The 17591-nt window shown below is 76.5% G+C and carries 12 protein-coding genes and 1 pseudogene; 9 read left to right on the top strand and 4 right to left on the bottom strand.

Going from position 1 to position 17591, the window contains the following annotated elements:
* The first annotated feature begins 141 nt into the window (after positions 1–141).
* Together ACWGKU_RS35510 and lanKC are read left to right on the top strand one after the other, a co-directional pair.
* Positions 142–1362 (top strand): MFS transporter, encoded by a 1221-nt coding sequence (locus ACWGKU_RS35510; protein ID WP_401054115.1) that lies wholly within the window; start codon positions 142–144, stop codon positions 1360–1362.
* Positions 1363–1402: 40 nt separating this feature from the next.
* Positions 1403–3961 (top strand): class III lanthionine synthetase LanKC, encoded by a 2559-nt coding sequence (gene lanKC, locus ACWGKU_RS35505; protein WP_452180847.1) that lies wholly within the window; start codon positions 1403–1405, stop codon positions 3959–3961.
* Positions 3962–3972: 11 nt separating this feature from the next.
* Here the strand turns inward: lanKC and ACWGKU_RS35500 are convergent, their stop codons facing one another.
* On the bottom strand, positions 3973–5877 hold the full coding sequence (locus ACWGKU_RS35500; RefSeq protein ID WP_452191707.1) for a BTAD domain-containing putative transcriptional regulator: 1905 nt from the start codon (positions 5875–5877) through the stop codon (positions 3973–3975).
* 638 nt (positions 5878–6515) lie between these two features.
* On the opposite strand from ACWGKU_RS35500, the pseudogene ctaD reads away from it, so the two are divergent.
* The 4 genes and pseudogenes from ctaD to ACWGKU_RS35480 all read left to right on the top strand — a co-directional run.
* Positions 6516–8186: pseudogene (gene ctaD / locus ACWGKU_RS35495) on the top strand (aa3-type cytochrome oxidase subunit I); the annotation flags it as partial.
* A gap of 272 nt (positions 8187–8458) precedes the next feature.
* Positions 8459–8992 (top strand): hypothetical protein, encoded by a 534-nt coding sequence (locus ACWGKU_RS35490; RefSeq protein WP_452180845.1) that lies wholly within the window; start codon positions 8459–8461, stop codon positions 8990–8992.
* Positions 8993–9189: 197 nt separating this feature from the next.
* The gene (locus ACWGKU_RS35485; RefSeq protein ID WP_359900914.1) at positions 9190–9909 is read left to right on the top strand and encodes a response regulator transcription factor; all 720 of its coding nucleotides are present in this window, start codon (positions 9190–9192) and stop codon (positions 9907–9909) included.
* A gap of 300 nt (positions 9910–10209) precedes the next feature.
* Entirely contained in the window at positions 10210–10566 is a 357-nt protein-coding gene (locus tag ACWGKU_RS35480) for a pyridoxamine 5'-phosphate oxidase family protein (protein ID WP_452180947.1), read from the top strand.
* 21 nt (positions 10567–10587) lie between these two features.
* On the opposite strand, the gene ACWGKU_RS35475 is transcribed toward ACWGKU_RS35480, so the two are convergent.
* Positions 10588–11169, bottom strand: coding sequence for a TetR/AcrR family transcriptional regulator (locus ACWGKU_RS35475; RefSeq protein WP_401053874.1), 582 nt, complete (start codon positions 11167–11169; stop codon positions 10588–10590).
* Complete coding sequence (locus ACWGKU_RS35470; RefSeq protein ID WP_452180946.1) at positions 11166–12314, bottom strand: saccharopine dehydrogenase; 1149 nt, start codon at positions 12312–12314, stop codon at positions 11166–11168. The genes ACWGKU_RS35475 and ACWGKU_RS35470 overlap by 4 nt, the downstream gene beginning before the upstream one ends.
* A gap of 38 nt (positions 12315–12352) precedes the next feature.
* On the opposite strand from ACWGKU_RS35470, the gene ACWGKU_RS35465 reads away from it, so the two are divergent.
* Complete coding sequence (locus ACWGKU_RS35465) at positions 12353–13210, top strand: alpha/beta fold hydrolase (protein ID WP_452180945.1); 858 nt, start codon at positions 12353–12355, stop codon at positions 13208–13210.
* Between the two features lie 66 nt (positions 13211–13276).
* On the opposite strand, the gene ACWGKU_RS35460 is transcribed toward ACWGKU_RS35465, so the two are convergent.
* Complete coding sequence (locus ACWGKU_RS35460; RefSeq protein ID WP_401054870.1) at positions 13277–14974, bottom strand: sensor histidine kinase; 1698 nt, start codon at positions 14972–14974, stop codon at positions 13277–13279.
* A gap of 392 nt (positions 14975–15366) precedes the next feature.
* On the opposite strand from ACWGKU_RS35460, the gene ACWGKU_RS35455 reads away from it, so the two are divergent.
* Both ACWGKU_RS35455 and ACWGKU_RS35450 read left to right on the top strand, forming a co-directional pair.
* A complete protein-coding gene (locus ACWGKU_RS35455) occupies positions 15367–16218 on the top strand; it encodes a universal stress protein (RefSeq protein WP_452180944.1) in 852 nt (283 codons plus the stop codon).
* 236 nt (positions 16219–16454) lie between these two features.
* On the top strand, positions 16455–17462 hold the full coding sequence (locus ACWGKU_RS35450) for an Acg family FMN-binding oxidoreductase (RefSeq protein WP_452180943.1): 1008 nt from the start codon (positions 16455–16457) through the stop codon (positions 17460–17462).
* The last annotated feature ends 129 nt before the right edge of the window (positions 17463–17591 follow it).

Raw genomic sequence — 17591 nt, 5'->3', positions numbered from 1 at the left:
CGGGGGGCGCCGGGGGGGCGGGGGGTGGGGGCTGGGGGCGGGGCCCCCCGCCCCCGCGGGCCCCCCCCCGCGCGGGGCGGGCCCCCCCCCGGCCCGATCCGCACCCCCGCGGGTGCCCCCGCCCGACCACGGAGGACGGCCATGGAGCCCACCCCGCTCGCCCGCAACCGGGACTTCCGGCTGCTCTGGGCCGGCGGCCTGCTGGCCTCGCTCGGTTCCCAACTCGCCTCGATCGCCCTGCCGTTGCTGGTCCTGCGGGAGACCGGATCGGCCGCCCGGGCGGGCGCCGTCGGCACCGTCTCGGTCGGCGCGCTGCTGCTCACCATGCTGCCCGGCGGGGTGCTCGCCGACCGGATCGAGCGGCGCCGGCTGATGCGGATCTGCGACGTCCTCGGTCTGTTCGCGGTCGGCGCCCTGGTCGTCGCCGTGCTGCGCGGGCACACCCCGCTGCCGCTGGTCCTGCTGGTCGCCGCCGCCGGGGCGCTGATCACCGGCGTCTACGGGCCCGCCGCGGGCGGGCTGCTGCGCGCGGTGGTGCCCACCGGGCAGGCCCGCGAGGCCTCCTCCCGGATGCAGGCGCGCGGCGCGGCCGCCCGGCTGATCGGACCACTCGGCGGCGGGGCGCTGTTCGCCTGGCACCCGGTGCTGCCGTTCCTCGCCGAGGGCGTCGGACTGCTGCTGTCCACCGTCTGCGTGGCGCTGATGCGGACCCGTTCGCTGCCCGCCGCGACGAACGGGCCGGTGCTCGGCCGGGCCGAGCTGACCGCCGGACTGGCCTTCATCTGGCACCGGCCCTATCTGCGCACCCTGCTGCTGATCTTCGGCCTCGGGATGAACTTCGCGTTCAGCGCGCTGATGTTCGCCACCCTGGCCGTCGCCTCCGACGGCGGCCGCTCCGGCGTCGGAGGCGGCACGGTCGTCTCCTGCACCGCGGCCGGCGCCCTGGCCGGCGCGCTGCTGGCTCCCCGGCTCGGTGCCCGGGTCCGGGACGGCAGCCTGGTCGCGCTCGCCTGCTGGGCCTGCGCGCTCACCGCCGGGGTCCTGGTGCTCACCCGGGTGCCGCTGCTGATCGGACTGCTCTGCGCGGCCTGCATGTGCCTGTCCACCGTCGCCAGCATCGGCTTCGTCTCCGGCATGCTGATCGCGGCGCCGCCCGACCGGATCGGCCGGGTGCAGAGCGCGGCCGCCTTCCTGTCCACCCTGGTCCAGCCGTTCGGCCCGCTGGCCGCCGGCACCCTGCTCGGCTCGCTCGGCGGCACCCGGACCTTCGCCCTGCTGGCCCTCGCCATCGCGCTCTGCGCGGCCGTGGTCACCTGGGCGCCGCCGGTCCGGCGCGGACCGCAGCCGCGCCCGGCCGTCTGAACACCGCCCGCTCCCGGAAGACTTCGGAACAGGAGGCCCCATGGCCGGCGCCCACGAGACCCAGCTGTACTGCCTCGCCGATCCGATGTACTACGACACCCCCGGGCGGCTGCGGGACGGGGCGAACCGCTACCCGCTGGGCCTCGGCGAGCCGCCCGCGGGCTGGCGGCGGGAGCAGCGCGGGCTGTGGACGGTGCTGCGGCCCGAGGTCCCGTCGGCCGACTCCCGGCTGCCGGAGCAGGGCTGGAAGCTGCACGTGTCGGCGGTGCGGGAGGGCGCCGAGCGGACGCTGGAGGCCGTCGCCCGGATCTGCCTCGACCGCCGGGTCGCGTTCAAGTTCCTGCGCGGCCCGGCGGCGCTGGCGGTGGCGAACGGCAAGTTCGCGGGGCGTGGCAGCAGCGGCAAGTTCATCACCGTCTACCCGGCCACGGAGGGCGAGTTCCTCACCCTGGCCGAGGAGTTGGCGCGGGCGCTGGACGGCTTCCCCGGGCCGTACGTGCTCACCGACCTGCGGATCGGCGACGCCCCGGTGTTCGCGCGCTACGGGGCCTTCGTCGAACTGTGGTGCCAGGACGCGGCCGGGCGGGTCGTCCCGGCCCTGCGCGACCCGTCCGGCGCGCTCGTGCCCGACCCTCGCGAGCCGGCGTTCCGGCTGCCCGGGTGGGTCGAGCCGCCGGCCGCGCTGCGCCCGCACCTGGCCGCCCGGGCGGCGGCCCGCGGGCGCCTGCCGTACCGGATCGTCGAGGTGCTCCGGTTCTCCAACGCCGGCGGGATCTACCTCGCCGAGCGGCACGGCACGGGGGAGCGGGTGGTGCTGCGCGAGGCCCGCCCGCACGCCGGGCTGGACGGCGCCGGGGCGGACGCCCTGACCCGGCTGCGGCGCGAGCAGTGGGCGCTGGAGCGGCTGGCCGGGCTGGCGTGCGTGCCGCGGCTGCACGAGGTGCGCACGGTGTGGGAGCACACCTTCCTGGTGCAGGAGCACGTCGAGGGCGTCCAGTTGTTCACCGAGGCGATCCGGCGCTACCCGCTGGTGCACCAGAACTGCACACCGGAGCAGCGCGCCCGGTACGCGCGGTGGGTGGGCGGGGTGGTGGCGGGGCTGGAACAGGCGCTCGCCTCCCTGCACGGGCGGGGCGTGCGGTTCGGGGACCTCCACCCGTCCAACGTGGTGCTCCGGCCGGACGGGTCGGTGGTGCTGGTGGACTTCGAGTACGCGGCCGGGCTGGACGACCGGCGGGTGCCGGTGGCCGGCGCGGCCGGACAGCACGTCCCGCCCGGACTGACCGGCGCCGAGGCCGACCGCTGGCTGCTCTGGGCCACCTGGCTGATGCTGCTGATGCCGGTGCTGGAACTGGCCGACCTCGACCCGGGCAAGCTCCCGGCGCTGGAGCGGCGGGCGCGCGAGTGGTTCGGACTCGGGGAGGAGGAGGGGCCGGTGCGCCCTGGAGCGGTGGCCCTGGTGGAGTCGGCGAGCGAGCGGCGCGGGCGGGAGCTGCTGGCCGGGCCCTCGCTGGACCCGGTGCGCCGGGAGCTGGTCGCGGGCCTGCACGCGGGCGCCACCCCGGACCGGCCGGACCGGCTCTTCCCCGGGGACGTGGCCGGGTTCGCCGACGGCGGTACGGGCGTGTCGCACGGCGCGGCGGGGGTGCTGTACGCGCTGTACCGCGCCGGCGCCGACTGGCCGCAGGAGTACGCGGACTGGCTGGTCGCCGCGGTGCGCCGGCGGGCCGACCGCCCCGGAACCGGCGGACTGTACGACGGGCCGCTCGGCACCGCGCTGGTGCTGGCCCGGATCGGCCGGACGGAGGAGGCGGAGGAGCTGCTCGGGCGCGCCCGCACCGCCCGCCCGGCCCGGGAGGCGGGCCTGTTCGGCGGCCGGGCCGGCGCGGCGCTCGCCCGGCTGCGGCTGGCGCGCGCGCTGGACCGCCCCCGGGAGCTGGCCCACGCGCTCGACGACGCACGGGAGTTGGCCGCGGTGCTGCGCGGCGACCCGGTGCCCGGGCTGGACGGGCCGGCGGCCGCCGGGCTGCTGTACGGGCTGGCGGGGATCGCGCTGCTCCAGCTGCGGCTGTACCGGCGGACCGGCGAGCGGTGGCTGCTCGACTCCGGGCGGACCGCGCTGGAACGGGCCGTGGCCGGGTGCGTCCGGGTGCCCGACGGGTCGGTGCAGGTACTGGAGGCCGGGCGCCGGCTGGCCTACCTGGACCGGGGCAGCAGCGGGATCGCGCTGGTGGTGCGGGAGTTCCTGGAGCACGCGGAGCTGCCGGGCGGGGAGGCCTTCCTGGCGGACGTGCGCAAGGTCTGCGCGCCCGGGTTCATCCGGGAGCCGGGCCTGTTCCGCGGGCGGGTCGGGCTGACGCTGGCGCTGGACCGGCTGGGCGGGGCGCCCGCGCGGGAGGCCGTGCTCGGGCAGGTGCGCAAGCTCCAGTGGCACCTGGTGGCCCGGCCGGAGGGGCTGCTGGTGCCGGGGATGAGGCTGCGGCGCTTCTCGGCCGATCTGCACACGGGCGCGGCGGGGGTGCTGCTGGCGCTGAGCGGGCTGGAGGAGGGGCCCGGGGAGCGGCGGGCGGACGTGCTGGACCTGCTGACCCTGGGGTGAGCGAACCGCGGTCAGGTCAGTGCCGGCGCCCGTACGGCCTCCACCGCGCGTTCGCGGGCGTGCAGATGGGTGAGCCGCGGCAGGGCGTACAGGGCGGCGCGGGCGGTGACCTCGCCGGTGGGGGAGGTCACCGCCCCGGTGTCGGTGAGCGCCTCCAGGGTGCGCAGGGTGAGCCGCTCGGGCCGGCCGAGGGCGGCGGCGGCCTCGGGGAGGGTGAAGAGCAGGGCGAGCGGCAGGGCGGCGAGCCGGGCCAGGGCGAGCCGTCCCCGGTCGGTGAGGTCGCGCCAGCCGGAGTCCAGCCGGGCGCGGACGGTGACGTCCCCGGCGACCAGTTCGTCCAGGGCGCCCGCCGGGTCCTCCAGCCGGGCCGCGTACTCGGCGAGCGGGAGATGGCGCAGCACGGCCAGCCGGGTGCCCGCGACCCGGACGGCGAGCGGCAGCAGCCCGCAGGCGGCCACGATCCGGGCGGCGGCGGCGCGGTCGGCGCCGGTCCGGCCGGTGCCGACGATCCGGCCGAGCAGGTCCAGGGCCTCGGTGGGGGCGAGCGGCGGGACGGCGACGCGGCGCACCGAGGCGAGGCCGGCCAGCTGGCTGCGGGAGGTGACCAGCACGGCGCTCGGGCCGAAGCCCGGCAGCAGCTCGCGGACCACGGCCTCGCCCGGGGCGTCGTCCAGGATCAGCAGCAGCCGGCGCCCGGCGAGCGAGGCGCGCCAGAGGGCGGCGGCCCGGGCCGTGTCGCCGGGGCCGGGTTCGGGGGCGTGGTCGGGGTCTTGGGCGGGGGCGAGCCGAACGGTCCCGACGGGTGCGACGGGTGCGGCGCCCGGGCGGCCGGTGAGGACGGCGAGTTCGGCGAGCACCTCGGGCAGCGGGCGGGCGGTGCCGTCCTCGGCGCGCAGCCGGACCAGCACCCGGCCGTCCGGGAAGCGGTCGGCGAGCAGGTGGCCGGCGTGTACGGCGAGCGCGGTCTTGCCGCAGCCGGCCGGGCCGGAGAGCACCGCGACGCGCCCGCCGCCCTCACCCAACTCGTCGACGAGACAGCGCAGTTCGTCGGTTCTTCCGGTGAAGTCGGCGGTGTCGGCGGGCAGCAGCGCGGCGCCGTTCGGCCCGGCGCCGCGCTCCGGGCGGGCGGCGGTGGGCAGGGAGCGGCCGCGGGCGAGCAGCTCCCGGTAGCGGGCGGTCAGCGCGGGGCTCGGCTCCAGCCCCAACTCCCGGGCGAGCAGCTGGCGGTGGGTGTCGTAGACGGCGAGCGCCTCGGCCTGGCGGCCGGACAGGTGCAGGGCGTTCATCCGGGCGGCCTGGAGGCGCTCGCGCAGCGGGTGGCGCTCGGCGAGCTCGGCGAGGTCCTCGGCGACGGCCCCGGGGTTGCCGAGCTCCAACTCGGTCTCCGCCCAGTCCTCGTGGACGCCCAGGCAGCGGGCCTCCAGCCGGTCCGCCTCCGCCTCGACGGCCGGCGAGCGGCGCAGGTCGGCGAGCGGCGGGCCCTGCCAGAGGTCGAGGGCCTGGCGCAGCAGCCGGGCGGCGGGGGCGAGCGCTCCGCCGTCGGCGGCGGCCCGGCCGGCCCGGGCCAGGGCGCGGAACCGCAGCAGGTCCAACTCGGGCTCGGCGACCCGCAGCAGGTAGCCGGCGGCCGAGTGCACCAGCCGGTCGGGCCCGTCCCCGCGGCCGAGCAGGGTGCGCAGGGTGCAGATGTAGACCTGGAGGTTCTTCCGGGCGGTGCGCGGCGGCTCCTCGGGCCACACCGCGTCGGTGAGCAGGTCGACCGGGACGGCGGTGTTGGCGCGGCTCAGCAGGACGGCCAGCACCAGCCGCTGCTTCAGCGGCCCGAGGGCCAGCGGGCGGCCGTCGGCCTCCCCGGTGAGCGGGCCGAGGACGGCGAAGCGCAGCCGGGCGGGGGTGGCGGGCTGGGCCAGGGGCATCGGCGTACCTCCGGGGCGTGGGCGTTCGCGTGGGCTTGGGCGTTCGCGGCAACGGTGTGGCAGGTGGCGGGGCGGCCGTGGTGCGGGTGCGGGTGCGGCGGTGCGGTGTGGGCGCAGGCTACTTGACGGCCGATCGGCGCTGAAGGCCGCGGATTCGGCCGGGTCCGCTCCCCCCGGGCTCATGACCGGGGCCCCGCGGCGGGGGGTCGACGCTGGGGTCCGTACGGCTGCGCGGTCGCCGTTCCGGCAGGTCGGCCGGGGTGGCGGGGCCCGGTCGGGCCGGGTGGACGGGCGGCCCGCGGGGCGCCGCCGGGCGGGCGTACGGGGCGGTGGGGAAGGGCGCGTTCCGGCGGTTCTCGACCGGGGCTCCGCGCCGCGGTGAGCGCGGCGCGAGCGGGCGGCGATCCGGGCACGCGGCCACCCGACGGCCGGTCAGGAGGCGCCGGGCGCGCGGCCGGGAGGCGCCGGTCGGCCGGCCGGGAGGTCCCGGGTGCGCGGTCGGGAGGTCCCGGTCGGGGCCCGGGAACTCGGGCCCAGCGGCCCCGGGCGGGCGGGCCGAAGGGCCCTGGGGTGCGGAGGGCGCCTGTTCGGATCATGGAGCGCCATCCATTCGCACGACGTTCCGAAGGAGTGCGTCCTTGAGCGCCACCCAGGCACAGGGCGACCCCACCTCACCGCCGACGGCCCTCCCAGCAGGGACGGCCAGGGCCAGGAGGCCCGGTTCGGCCCTGGTCAGACTGCTGACCACCACCGACCACAAGACGATCGGCACCATGTACCTGGTGTCGTCGTTCGCGTTCTTCCTGATCGGCGGCATCCTCGCCCTGGTCATGCGCGCCGAACTCGCCCGGCCCGGAACGCAGATCCTCTCCAACGAGCAGTTCAACCAGGCCTTCACCATGCACGGCTCGGTGATGCTGCTGCTGTTCGCCATGCCGCTGTTCACCGGCTTCGCCAACTGGATCATGCCGCTCCAGATCGGCGCGCCGGACGTCGCCTTCCCGCGCCTGAACATGCTGTCCTACTGGCTGTTCATGTTCGGCTCGCTGATCGCCGCGGCCGGCTTCGCGACCCCGCAGGGCGCCGCCGACTTCGGCTGGTTCCTCTACGCGCCGCTGTCCGACGCGATCCACTCGCCCGGCGTCGGCGCCGACATGTGGATCATGGGCGTGACGCTGTCCGGCTTCGGCAGCATCTTCGGCGCCGTCAACTTCATCACCACCATCATCTGCATGCGCGCTCCGGGCATGACCATGTTCCGGATGTCCATCTTCTGCTGGAACGTGCTGCTCACCTCGGTGCTGGTGCTGCTGGTCTTCCCGGTGCTGGCCGCCGCGCTGCTGGCGCTGGAGTGCGACCGCAAGTTCGGCTCCCACGTCTTCGACCCGGCCAACGGCGGGGCGATGCTCTGGCAACACCTGTTCTGGTTCTTCGGGCATCCCGAGGTGTACATCCTGGCGCTGCCGTTCTTCGGGATCGTCTCCGAGGTCATCCCGGTGTTCAGCCGCAAGCCGATGTTCGGCTACTCCGGCCTGATCGCCGCGACGGTGGCCATCGCGGGCCTGTCGGTGACGGTGTGGGCGCACCACATGTACGTCACCGGGCAGGTGTTGCTGCCGTTCTTCTCGTTCATGACCTTCCTGATCGCGGTCCCGACCGGGGTGAAGTTCTTCAACTGGGTCGGCACCATGTGGCGGGGCTCGCTGAGCTTCGAGACCCCGATGCTCTGGACGGTCGGCTTCCTGGTCACCTTCCTGTTCGGCGGCCTGACCGGCGTGCTGCTCGCGGCCCCGCCGATCGACTTCCACGTCTCCGACTCGTACTTCGTGGTCGCCCACTTCCACTACACGCTGTTCGGCACCGTGGTCTACGCGATGTTCGCCGGCTTCCACTTCTGGTGGCCGAAGATGACCGGCAAGAAGCTCGACGAGCGGCTCGGCCGGATCACCTTCTGGACCCTGACGGTCGGCTTCCACGCGACCTTCCTGGTCCAGCACTGGCTGGGCGCCGAGGGCATGCCGCGCCGGTACGCGGACTACCTGGACTCGGACGGCTTCACCACCCTGAACACCTTCTCCACCATCGGCTCGTTCCTGCTCGGCCTGTCGATCCTGCCGTTCCTCTACAACATCTGGAAGACCGCCAAGTACGGCGAGAAGGTCACCGAGGACGACCCGTGGGGCTGGGGCCGCTCGCTGGAGTGGGCCACCTCCTGCCCGCCGCCGCGGCACAACTTCGTCAAGCTGCCGCGGATCCGCTCCGAATCCCCGGCCTTCGACCTCCACCACCCGGACATCGCGGCCATGGACGTCCTGGCGCACAGCGGGAAGCCCGCCACGCATCTGGGCGACGTGGAGCCGACGAAGTACGACCGGCCGCTGAGCCGGGCGGACCGGGCGGCCGCCGCCGTCGCGGTCAAGGCCCCGCCCTCCGAGGCCGCCGCGTCCACCGATTCACCCTCCTCGGGCGGCTGAGCCCGCCCCTCGTACGCCGTCCCCGCCCGCGTCGCTGCCCCCGGGCGGGCGGGGACGGCCCACTTCTCCCCTTCTCCCCTCCCCTTCGTGACCAGGAAGGCCGGGTCGTGAACCACACCGTTCTCGCCATCGGCACCGCCGCCCTCACCGCGAGCGGCTGTGTCTGGTACCTGCCCGCCATCGCCGACCTCCAGGCCGGCGCCGACCGGCCCCGCTCCACCCGTACGGCCGCCGCGGCCTGCGTGCTGTGGTGGGCCGGGCTCGCGCTCGCGGGCGGGCTGCTGCTCGTCGTGCCGGACTGGCGGCCCGCCGCACAGATCGCGCTCGCCGGACTGGTCGGCGGCACGGCGCTGCGGATGCGGGCCCTGTGGGACCGCCGCCGGGAGGTGAAGGAGACCGCGGCCCGCTGGGCCGCCCTGGACGTAGGGCCCGCCCCGCGCTCCCACCGGCCGCCGGCCCTGGCCCTGGCCGGGTGGCTGGTGGTCGGTGCGGCCGTCGCCTCGCTCGGGGCGGTCGCCATCCTGGTGTCCGGCGGCGGCGAGGTCGTGCCCCGGGTGGTGCTCGCGGCGGTCAGCGGCGCGGGCATCGCGCTCGCCTTCCTGCTGATGGGGCTCGGGAACGTACGGCGGCAGGGGCGCTGAGAACGCTTCCGCCGGCGCGCCTCCCGAGCGGCCCGGCGGACCGGAGGAGACCCGCGGGACCGGCCCCGGCCCGGCCCGGGCCGTGCGGCCCGGCCGGAATGGGGCCGTTGGGCCCTGGGTCCGCGGCCGGGTCCGGGGGATGATGCCCTGGGCCCCGCTGGGAGTGTGCGGGGGTGCGACGAAGGTGGAGCCGCGTGATGGCGACCAAGACGGAGGGTGCCGGGGCCCCGGCACCGGTCCGGGTGTTCCTGCTGGACGACCACGAGGTGGTGCGCCGCGGCGTGCACGACCTGCTGGACTGCGAGCCGGACCTGGAGGTGGTCGGGGAGGCGGCGACGGCCGAGCAGGCGCTCGTGCGGGTGCCCGCGCTGCGGCCCGACGTGGCCGTGCTGGACGTCCGGCTGGGCGACGGTGACGGCGTCTCGGTCTGCCGTGAGCTGCGCTCGCGGATGCCCGGGCTGGCCTGCCTGATGCTGACCTCCTTCGACGACGAGGAGGCGCTGCTGGACGCCGTGATGGCGGGCGCCGCCGGGTACGTGCTCAAGCAGATCAGCGGGACCGACCTGGTCGCCGCCGTCCGCACCGTCGCCTCCGGCCGCTCGATGCTCGACCCCGGCGCCGCGACCCGCCTCCTGAACCGCCTGCGCAGCGACGCCGAACCCGCCCAGCCGGTCACCACCGGACCGGGCCTGACCGCGCGCGAGCAGGAGGTCCTCGAACTCATCGGCGAGGGCCTGACCAACCGGCAGATCGGCGAGCGGCTCTACCTCGCCGAGAAGACCGTCAAGAACCACGTGTCGCGGCTGCTCGCCAAGCTCGGCGTCGAGCGGCGGGTGCAGGCCGCCCTGATCGCCACCGAGCTGCGCCAGGCCTCCGCGGCCGCGCAGCCCTCCGTGCTGCGCACCGGCCGGGGCTGAGCCCGGCCGTTCGGCACCGTCTGTGCCCGTTCGGTGCGGTGCAGTGCCGTTCGGGGCCGAACGGTCCTTCGGCCCCGGGCCTGGGACCCGGGGCCGACGGCCCGCCGGGCGGGGCTCTCGCCGGGCCCGGCCGGGACCATCGGCCCTCGCGGCCCGGCCCGGGCCCGGGCGTGCATCGCTCGCATGAACCGCGACCACGTCCCGTCCCCCCGGCCCGTCCCGGCCGTCGCGTACGACGGCCCCGCTCCGTTCGAGCGGCCCGTTCCGTCCGGCCGCCCTGTTCCGCAGGACCGGCCCGACCTGCCGAAACTGCGCGAACTCGACCGGAAGCGGTCGCTGGAGCTGCTGGCCCGGGCCGACGTCGGCCGGGTGGTCTACACGGTCGACGCCCTCCCGGCCGTCCTGCCGGTGCCGTTCCGGCTGGCCCCCGGCGGTGTGCTGCTCTCGGCACCGGCCGGCTCCGAACTGGCCCGGGCGGTGGACGGCGCGGTGATCGCCTTCGAGGCCGACGAGGTGGACGGCCGGGACGGCTCCGGCTGGTTCGTCACCGTCCTCGGCCGCGCGCAGGTCCGCCCGGCGGCCAGGACGGCCGATCCGGGCGGCACGGTCCGCATCCGCATCCGCCCGGAACTGGTCATCGGCCGGTGCCTGGCCTGAGCCGGCGGCCCCGAGGCGTCCTCACGGCCCCAGCAACGCCAGGGCGGTGCGCAGGAGTTCGGCGTCCGCCGCGGCATCCGCGGTGCCGGCCAGGCCGGAGCGGAAGAGCGAGGCGCCCTCGATCAGCATGACGAACACCTGGGCGCGGGCGTGCCGTTCCTCCTCCGTCAGGGCCGGTTGGCGTTCGGCGAGGAAGCAGGCGACCAGCTCCCGGTAGCGGTCGTAGAAGGCCCGGACGGTGGCGGCCACCGAGGGGTCGCGGGCGGCCAGTGCCCACAGCTCGGCGAACAGGCGGACCAGGCGCACGTCCTGCTGCTCGGCGAGCAGTTCGCGGAGCAGGGCGTCCTCGTCGCGGCCCGGGTCGAGCAGCGGCGCGAGCCGTTCCACCGAGCGGGCGAGGACGCGCTCCAGCACGGCGGCCACCAGCTCGGCGTGGGTCGGGAAGTAGTGCTGGAGGTGGCCGAGGCGGACGCCCGCGGCGGCGGCCACCGCTCGCATGGACAGTTCGGTGCCGCCCGCGGTGACGAGCAACTCCTCCGCGGTGTCCAGCAGTTGCTCCCGCCGCTGGGCGCCCTTGCCGCTCAGGCCCCGGACGCTGCTCATGCCGCCGCCGCCGTGCCGCGCCGCCCGTCGGCCCCGGTGGCCGTGACGGTGACGGTGACGCCCAGGGCCGCCAGGTCCTCCAGGACCTGCCCGGGGCGCGGGGTCTGCTCGGGGAAGGCCACCCCGGCGGGCGGCGGGGCGCCGTCCGTGCCGAGCACCCGGCGCAGCGCCAGCAGGGCGCCGACGGCGGTGAGCCGGGCCTGGCCGCCCCGGTCCTCGACGGTGGCGGTGAGGGCGCGTCCGCCGGAGGCGACGTCGGTGCGCAGCAGGGCGGTGCCGCCCTCGCCGGGGGAGTGGAGCAGGGCGCGGCGGGCCGGCTCCCAGCGGTCGCCGCGGCCCCAGCGGAAGAAGCCGGCGTGCCGGGCCGCGAGCAGGGCGGTGGTGGAGGAGCGGGAGCTGAAGCCGATCCGGGTGGCGGCGGTGGTGGCGCCCAGGGTGAGCGGGAGGGTGAACTGCTCGGGGGTGTCGATCCCGGCGACCAGGGTCGGGGTGTCGCCGATGCGGACGGTCCGCGGGCGGCTGAGCGGGGCTACGGAGCGGCGTCGGCCGTCCTGGATCACCTCGTAGTCGAGTCCCAGGCGGTCCATGAACTCCACCGAGTCGGCGCCGGCCCGGTCCGCGAGGTCCCAGCGGATGGCGGTCTCGATCCGCTCGGCCCGGCCCAGCCGGTCCGCCAGGGCGGCGGCGACCAGGCTGGTCACCCCGCCCATCCAGGCCGAGGAGAGCAGCACCGGGGCGGTCGGGCGCAGCAGGGCGGCGAGCGTGGCCGCGCGCTGGAGCCGGGCGGTCCAGCGGGTGACGTCCACGTACGGGACGCCCGCGCGGACGGCGGCCCGCAGCACCCGGTCGTCCGGGTCGTTGACCACCCCGACCACGGCCCGTACGGCGGCGGTGAACGGCTCGGGGTCGGCGAGGTCCCAGGGGCGGACGGTGGTGCCGTCCAGTTCGGCGGCGAGGGCGGCGCCGCGCTGCTCGGAACGGCCGGTGAGCAGCAACGGCCAGGTGGGGGAGGCGAGTCGGGCGAGTTCGGCGCCGACGGTGCCGTAGCCGCCGACCAGCAGGACGGGGCCGTCGGGGTTGTGGCTGAGGCGGTCCGAGGGGAAGGTGGGGTGCGGGGGGAGTTCTGAGACGGATGTGGGGCTCATGGAGACAAATATAGGTCGCCCGACCTAAAATTTTCGTCATGACGTACTCCGATTCCCCCGAACAGACCTTTGACCTGCGTTCCTTCGACAGCGGCCACGGCCGCCTCGCCTACCTCGACGCCGGTACGGGCGAACCCCTGGTGCTGCTGCACGGCGGCCTGCTGGACCGCCGGAGCTGGGCCGACCAACTCCCGGCCCTGCTGCCCGAATACCGGGTGATCGCCCCGGACACCCGCGGCCACGGCGCCTCCGACAACGCCGGCCGGCCCTTCCGCCCCGCCGACGACCTGGCGGACCTGCTGCGCCACCTCGGCCTGGGCCCGGTGACCGTGATCGGGCTCTCCATGGGCGGGACGATCGCCCTCGACCTCGCCCTCGAACACCCCGAACTGGTCCGCGCGCTGGTGATCAGCGGCAACGGCACCAGCGAATCCGAGTTCACCGACCCGTGGCTCGGCGAACTCGCCGCCCACCAGACCGCCGCGCTCGCCGAGGGCGACGCCGAGGCCTGGCTCGACTCCTTCACCAGCCTCGCCTCCGGGCCGCACCGCCGCCTGGACGAGGTCGACCCGGAGGTGGTGCGCCGGCTCAAGGAGATGACCCGGAGCACCGTCGCCAAGCACACCCCCGACGAGCCCCAGTACCTGGTGCCGGTGACCGACACCTGGAAGCGGCTCACCGGGATCACCGTCCCGCTGCTGGCGATCAACGGCGGCATCGACTCCGTGGACCACATCAACCTGGCCGAACGGGTCGTGCGCACCGTCGTCGAAGGCCGCGCGGTGATCGTCGAGGGCACCGGGCACTACCCCAACATGGAACGGCCGGAGGAGTTCAACAGCCACCTCCTCGGCTTCCTGCGCACCCTGCCCACCCTGCCCACCCTACGCGGCTGACGGCTGACGGCTGACGGCTGACGGCTGACGGCTGACGGCTGACGGGAGGCGGGTGGCGGGAGGGCCTCAGGACCCGATCGGGGCCTCCCAGACCAGCCGGGTGCCGCCGCCCTCGGCCGGGTCGACGGTGAAGGAGCCGCCGACCCGGTCGGCGCGCTCGGCCAGGTTGCGCAGCCCGCTGCGCCGCCCGCCCTCGGGCACGCCGACGCCGTCGTCCGTCACGCTCAGCGCCACCCGCCCGGCCAGGGCGCGCAGCGTCACCTCGACCCGGGATGCCTTGGCGTGCCGGGCGGCGTTGCTGAGCGCCTCGGCGAGGACCGCGACCACGTGCCCGGCCAGCTCCTGCGGCACGTCGGTGTCCAGCAGGCCCTCCATGCTCAGCCGGGGCGGGAAGCCGAGCGGACCCTGGGCGTCGGTGACCACCCGGGTGGCGCGGGCGCGCAGGCCGCGGTCCGGCTCGCTGTGGGCGCGCAGACCGAAGATGGTCGAGCGAATGATCTTGATGGTCTCGTCCAGGTCGGCCACCGCCCGGGCCACCCGGTCCGCCGCGGCCTGGCTCTCGATCAGCCGGCCCGCGCTCTGCAGCGTCATCCCGGTCGCGAACAGCCGCTGGATCGCCAGGTCGTGCAGGTCCCGGGCGATTCGGTCGCGGTCCTCCAGCAGGTTCAACTGCTCGGCGTCACGCCGCCGTTCGGCCAGCTCCAGGGCCAGCGCCGCCTGGTCGGCGAAGCCCAGCAGCGGACCGGTCTCCTCCGGCCCGAACGCCGGCCGACCCTGCGCCCGGGCCAGCAGCAGCACGCCCCGCCCGTACCCGGCACCCGTACCCAGCGGGACCGCCACCGCCGCGCCCAGCCCGTCGAAGCGGCCCGCCGGACCGGCCGGGAAACGGGTGTCGCAGGCCAGCTCGTCACTGGTGGCCGGGGAGCCGGAGGCGTACGCGGCGCCCGACAGCGTGCCGTCCACCGGCACCGTCACCCCGAGCCGCGCGGACGGCGTGCCACCCAGCGCGACCTCCACCGTCAACTCCTCGGCCCGCTCCTCCGGACCGGCCAGCGCCACCGAGACGTCCGCCAGCTCGGCGCCCGAGATCTCCCGCGCCCGACGGGCGATCAGCTCGACCACCTCCAGTCGCGGCGCCCCCGACAGCAGACTGCGGGTGATCTCGGTGCTCGCCCGCAGCCAGCGCTGACGCAGCTGCGCCTCCTCGTACAGCCGGGCGTTGTCGATCGCCACACCGGCCGCGACCGCCAGGGTGGAGATCACCGCCTCGTCGTCCTCGTCGAAGTCCAGCCCACCGCGCTTGTCCGTCAGGTAGAGGTTGCCGAACACCTCGCCGTGCACCCGCACCGGCACCCCCAGGAAGGTGTGCATCGGCGGATGGTTCGACGGGAAGCCCGCCGAGGCCGGGTGGTCGGACAGCACCGGGCAGCGCAGCGGCCGCGGCTCGCGGATCAGCTCGCCCAGGATGCCCCGGCCCGACGGCGGCGGGCCGATCTCGGCGATCTCCTCCTCCGTCAGGCCCACCGTCAGGAACTGCGACAGCGTGTGCCCGTCCGGCCCGATCACCCCGAGCGCCCCGTACCGGGCGTCCACCAGATCGGCGGCGGCCTCCACGATCCGGTGCAGCGCCTGCGCCAGATCCAGCTCCCGCCCGACCGCCAGCACCGCCTCCAACAGGCTGTGCACCCGGTTCTGGGTGCCGCGCGCCGCGTCGATCCGCCACTGGAGCTCCTCCAGCAGCTCGTCCAGGCGCAGCCGTGGCATCCGCGCGCCGCCACCCGCCGCGCTGCCGTCCGCTCCGCCCACCGCTGTCCTCCTCGTCGTGCTGCCCTGACCGGCCCGTCCACCGTCCGGACGCGCCCCGTCCGCCCCGCGGACGGCCGCCCCCACCGCCCGACCCGACTCGGGTGCCGTCCGACCAGCGGGATTGCCGTGTTCACGGTAGTGCCCCGGTGTCGGTGGTGGGGACGGCGGGGTCGGCCGTAGGCTCCGTCGGGCGGGCCTTTCGTCCCGCCGCGCAGGGTCCTGAGGCCTCTGCCGCCGGGCCGCGCGTCGCTGCCAGGGTGGGGGAGGAGCGGACGGGGCGTCAGAGCACACCGCGGCCCGCACCGAACCGCCGAGCGTCGACGACCTGTCGACAGTGTGGAGGAACAGTCATGACGTCAACCGTGCTGGCCGGGGTCGACGGATCGCCGCAGAGTGCCGCGGCCGCCCACTGGGCCGCCGCCGAGGCGGTGCGCCGGGGCGCCTCGCTGCGCCTGGTGCACGCCTGGCCGTGGCTGACCGACGGGGTGTCCTCCTTCGCCGACGCGGACGACCTGCCCGAGGCCGTCCGCCGCACCCTCGCCGAGGCCGCCGAGGACATCCGCGGCCTGCACCCCGACCTGGCCGTGGAGACCGACGCCGTCCTGGACGCACCGGTGGACGGCCTGCTGGCCGCCGCCGCGGAGGCGGAGCTGCTGGTGCTCGGCTCGCGCGGCCGCGGCGGCTTCACCGGCCTGCTGCTGGGCTCGGTCAGCATGTCGGTGGCCGGGCGCAGCACCGTGCCGCTGGTCGTGGTGCGCGAGGAGGGCGAGGCCACCGCGGGCGAGGTGGTGGTCGGCGTCGACGCCCACACCCCCGAGACCGAGGTGCTCGACTTCGCCTTCCGCGAGGCGGCCCTGCGCGGCGCCCGGGTCCGGGCGGTGCACGGCTGGGAGCTGCCGCCGGTGTTCGGCTACGCGGGCGGCGCCGTCCCGGCGGCCGAGCTCGCCCAGCTGGAGGCGCTGGAGGCCAAGCTGCTCTCGCTCGCCCTGGCCGGTCCGCGCGAGCAGCACCCGGAGGTGGAGGTGGTCGAGGACGTGCAGATCGGCGCCGCCCGCGCCCTGGTCGAGGTCTCCGCCGGCGCCGCGCTGGTCGTGGTCGGCCGGGGCCGCCGCCCGGTCGAGTTCGGGCCCCGGCTCGGCCGGGTCGCGCACGCCGTCCTGCACCACGCCGAGGCCCCCGTCGCGGTCGTCCCGCACGGGTGATGGACGGCCCGTCCGGTGGATCCGCCCCCGTCCCGATCCACCGGACGGGCCCGACGGCCCCCGCCCGGGCCTCCCGAGCGGGAGGCCCCGGCCCGGCGGCCGCGAGGACGGGTCCAAGGGCCCTGTTCCCGGACCGGTCGGGGCGCGCACGCTCGTAAGCAGCGGGACCCGCGGGCCCCGTGCAGTCGAACCCCGCGGTTGAAGCCGAAGCCTCGCGGTTGAAGGAGTGGATCGCCATGACGCTCGACCCGGCTCTCACCCAGATGCTCAGCGCGGCCGACCTGCGCCTGCTCGCCGCGGCCGGCGGCGCGGCGCCCTCGCTGCACAACAGCCAGCCCTGGCGCTTCGCGCCGACCCCGGACGGGCGCGGGCTCGCCGTGCACGCCGACACCGGGCGTTCCGTACCCCTGGCCGACCCGGTCGGCGCCGCAGTGCACATCGCGGTCGGCGCGGCCGTGTTCAACCTGCGGGTGGCGGCCGGCCGGCTGGACCGGGAACCGCAGGTCCGGCTGCTGCCGGAGGCCGCCGAGCCCGGCCTGCTCGCCGTGCTCGACCTCTCCCGGCCGGCCGTCGAGGAGACGCCCTTCGGCCGTGACCTCTACCCCGCGATCGCCGCCCGGCACTCCAGCCGCGAGCCCTTCACCCAGCGCGACGTCCCCGAGGCGGTGATCGGCGAGCTGATGGCCGCCGCCCGCGAGGAGGGCGTCGCGCTCGCCGCACTGGAGGAGGACGGCGTGCGGCGGGTGCAGGCGCTGACCGCCGAGGCCGAGCGTCGCATCGCCGACGACCCGGCCCGCGTCGCCGAGTCCCGCGCCTGGCTGCGGTCCGACGACGGTACCGCCGAGGACGGCATCCCGCAGGCCGCGCTCGGCCCGCAGGACCACGACGCCCGGGTGCCGATGCGCGAGTTCGCCGGCCGCCCGCCGGAGGCGCCCGCGCAGCCCTCCCGGCGGTTCGAGGCGCTGCCCCAGCTGTGCACCCTCACCACTCCCGGCGACGGCCCGCTGGACTGGCTGCGCACCGGGCAGGCGCTGGAGCGGGTCTGGCTGCTGGCCACGGTGCACGGCGTCCGGCTCACCATTTGGCACCAGGCGATCGAGTGGCCGGACATTCGCTGGGCGCTGCGCGACCCGGCCGCCGGTCCGGGGCACGTCCAGCTGGTGCTGCGGGCCGGCTACGGCCCGCCCGGTGCGGCGACCCCGCGCCGGACGGTGGAGGAGACGCTCGGGGAGCGTCCCGCCTGAGCCGAGCGCCCTGCCCCGGGCGTCACTCGGAGCGCCCCGCCTGGAGTGTCTCCCCGGCCCCTGGGGCTAGTATCCGTCGGGGTTCGGGCCCCAGGGGGCGTAGGGGTGGGTGGGCGCGGGGGGTGGGCC

This window comes from Kitasatospora sp. NPDC054768 (assembly GCF_053612025.1).
Note: the sequence above shows the minus strand (reverse complement) of the source record. Positions and strands in the feature narration are given on the sequence as shown.

What these genes read in the sequence shown, in the direction of transcription:
- ACWGKU_RS35510 (WP_401054115.1), top strand. Translation starts at nt 142, where the DNA reads ATGGAGCCCACCCCGCTCGCCCGCAACCGGGACTTCCGGCTGCTCTGG.
- lanKC (WP_452180847.1), top strand. Translation starts at nt 1,403, where the DNA reads ATGGCCGGCGCCCACGAGACCCAGCTGTACTGCCTCGCCGATCCGATG.
- ACWGKU_RS35500 (WP_452191707.1), bottom strand. Translation starts at nt 5,877, where the DNA reads ATGCCCCTGGCCCAGCCCGCCACCCCCGCCCGGCTGCGCTTCGCCGTC.
- ACWGKU_RS35485 (WP_359900914.1), top strand. Translation starts at nt 9,190, where the DNA reads ATGGCGACCAAGACGGAGGGTGCCGGGGCCCCGGCACCGGTCCGGGTG.
- ACWGKU_RS35475 (WP_401053874.1), bottom strand. Translation starts at nt 11,169, where the DNA reads ATGAGCAGCGTCCGGGGCCTGAGCGGCAAGGGCGCCCAGCGGCGGGAG.
- ACWGKU_RS35470 (WP_452180946.1), bottom strand. Translation starts at nt 12,314, where the DNA reads ATGAGCCCCACATCCGTCTCAGAACTCCCCCCGCACCCCACCTTCCCC.
- ACWGKU_RS35465 (WP_452180945.1), top strand. Translation starts at nt 12,353, where the DNA reads ATGACGTACTCCGATTCCCCCGAACAGACCTTTGACCTGCGTTCCTTC.
- ACWGKU_RS35460 (WP_401054870.1), bottom strand. Translation starts at nt 14,974, where the DNA reads ATGCCACGGCTGCGCCTGGACGAGCTGCTGGAGGAGCTCCAGTGGCGG.
- ACWGKU_RS35455 (WP_452180944.1), top strand. Translation starts at nt 15,367, where the DNA reads ATGACGTCAACCGTGCTGGCCGGGGTCGACGGATCGCCGCAGAGTGCC.
- ACWGKU_RS35450 (WP_452180943.1), top strand. Translation starts at nt 16,455, where the DNA reads ATGACGCTCGACCCGGCTCTCACCCAGATGCTCAGCGCGGCCGACCTG.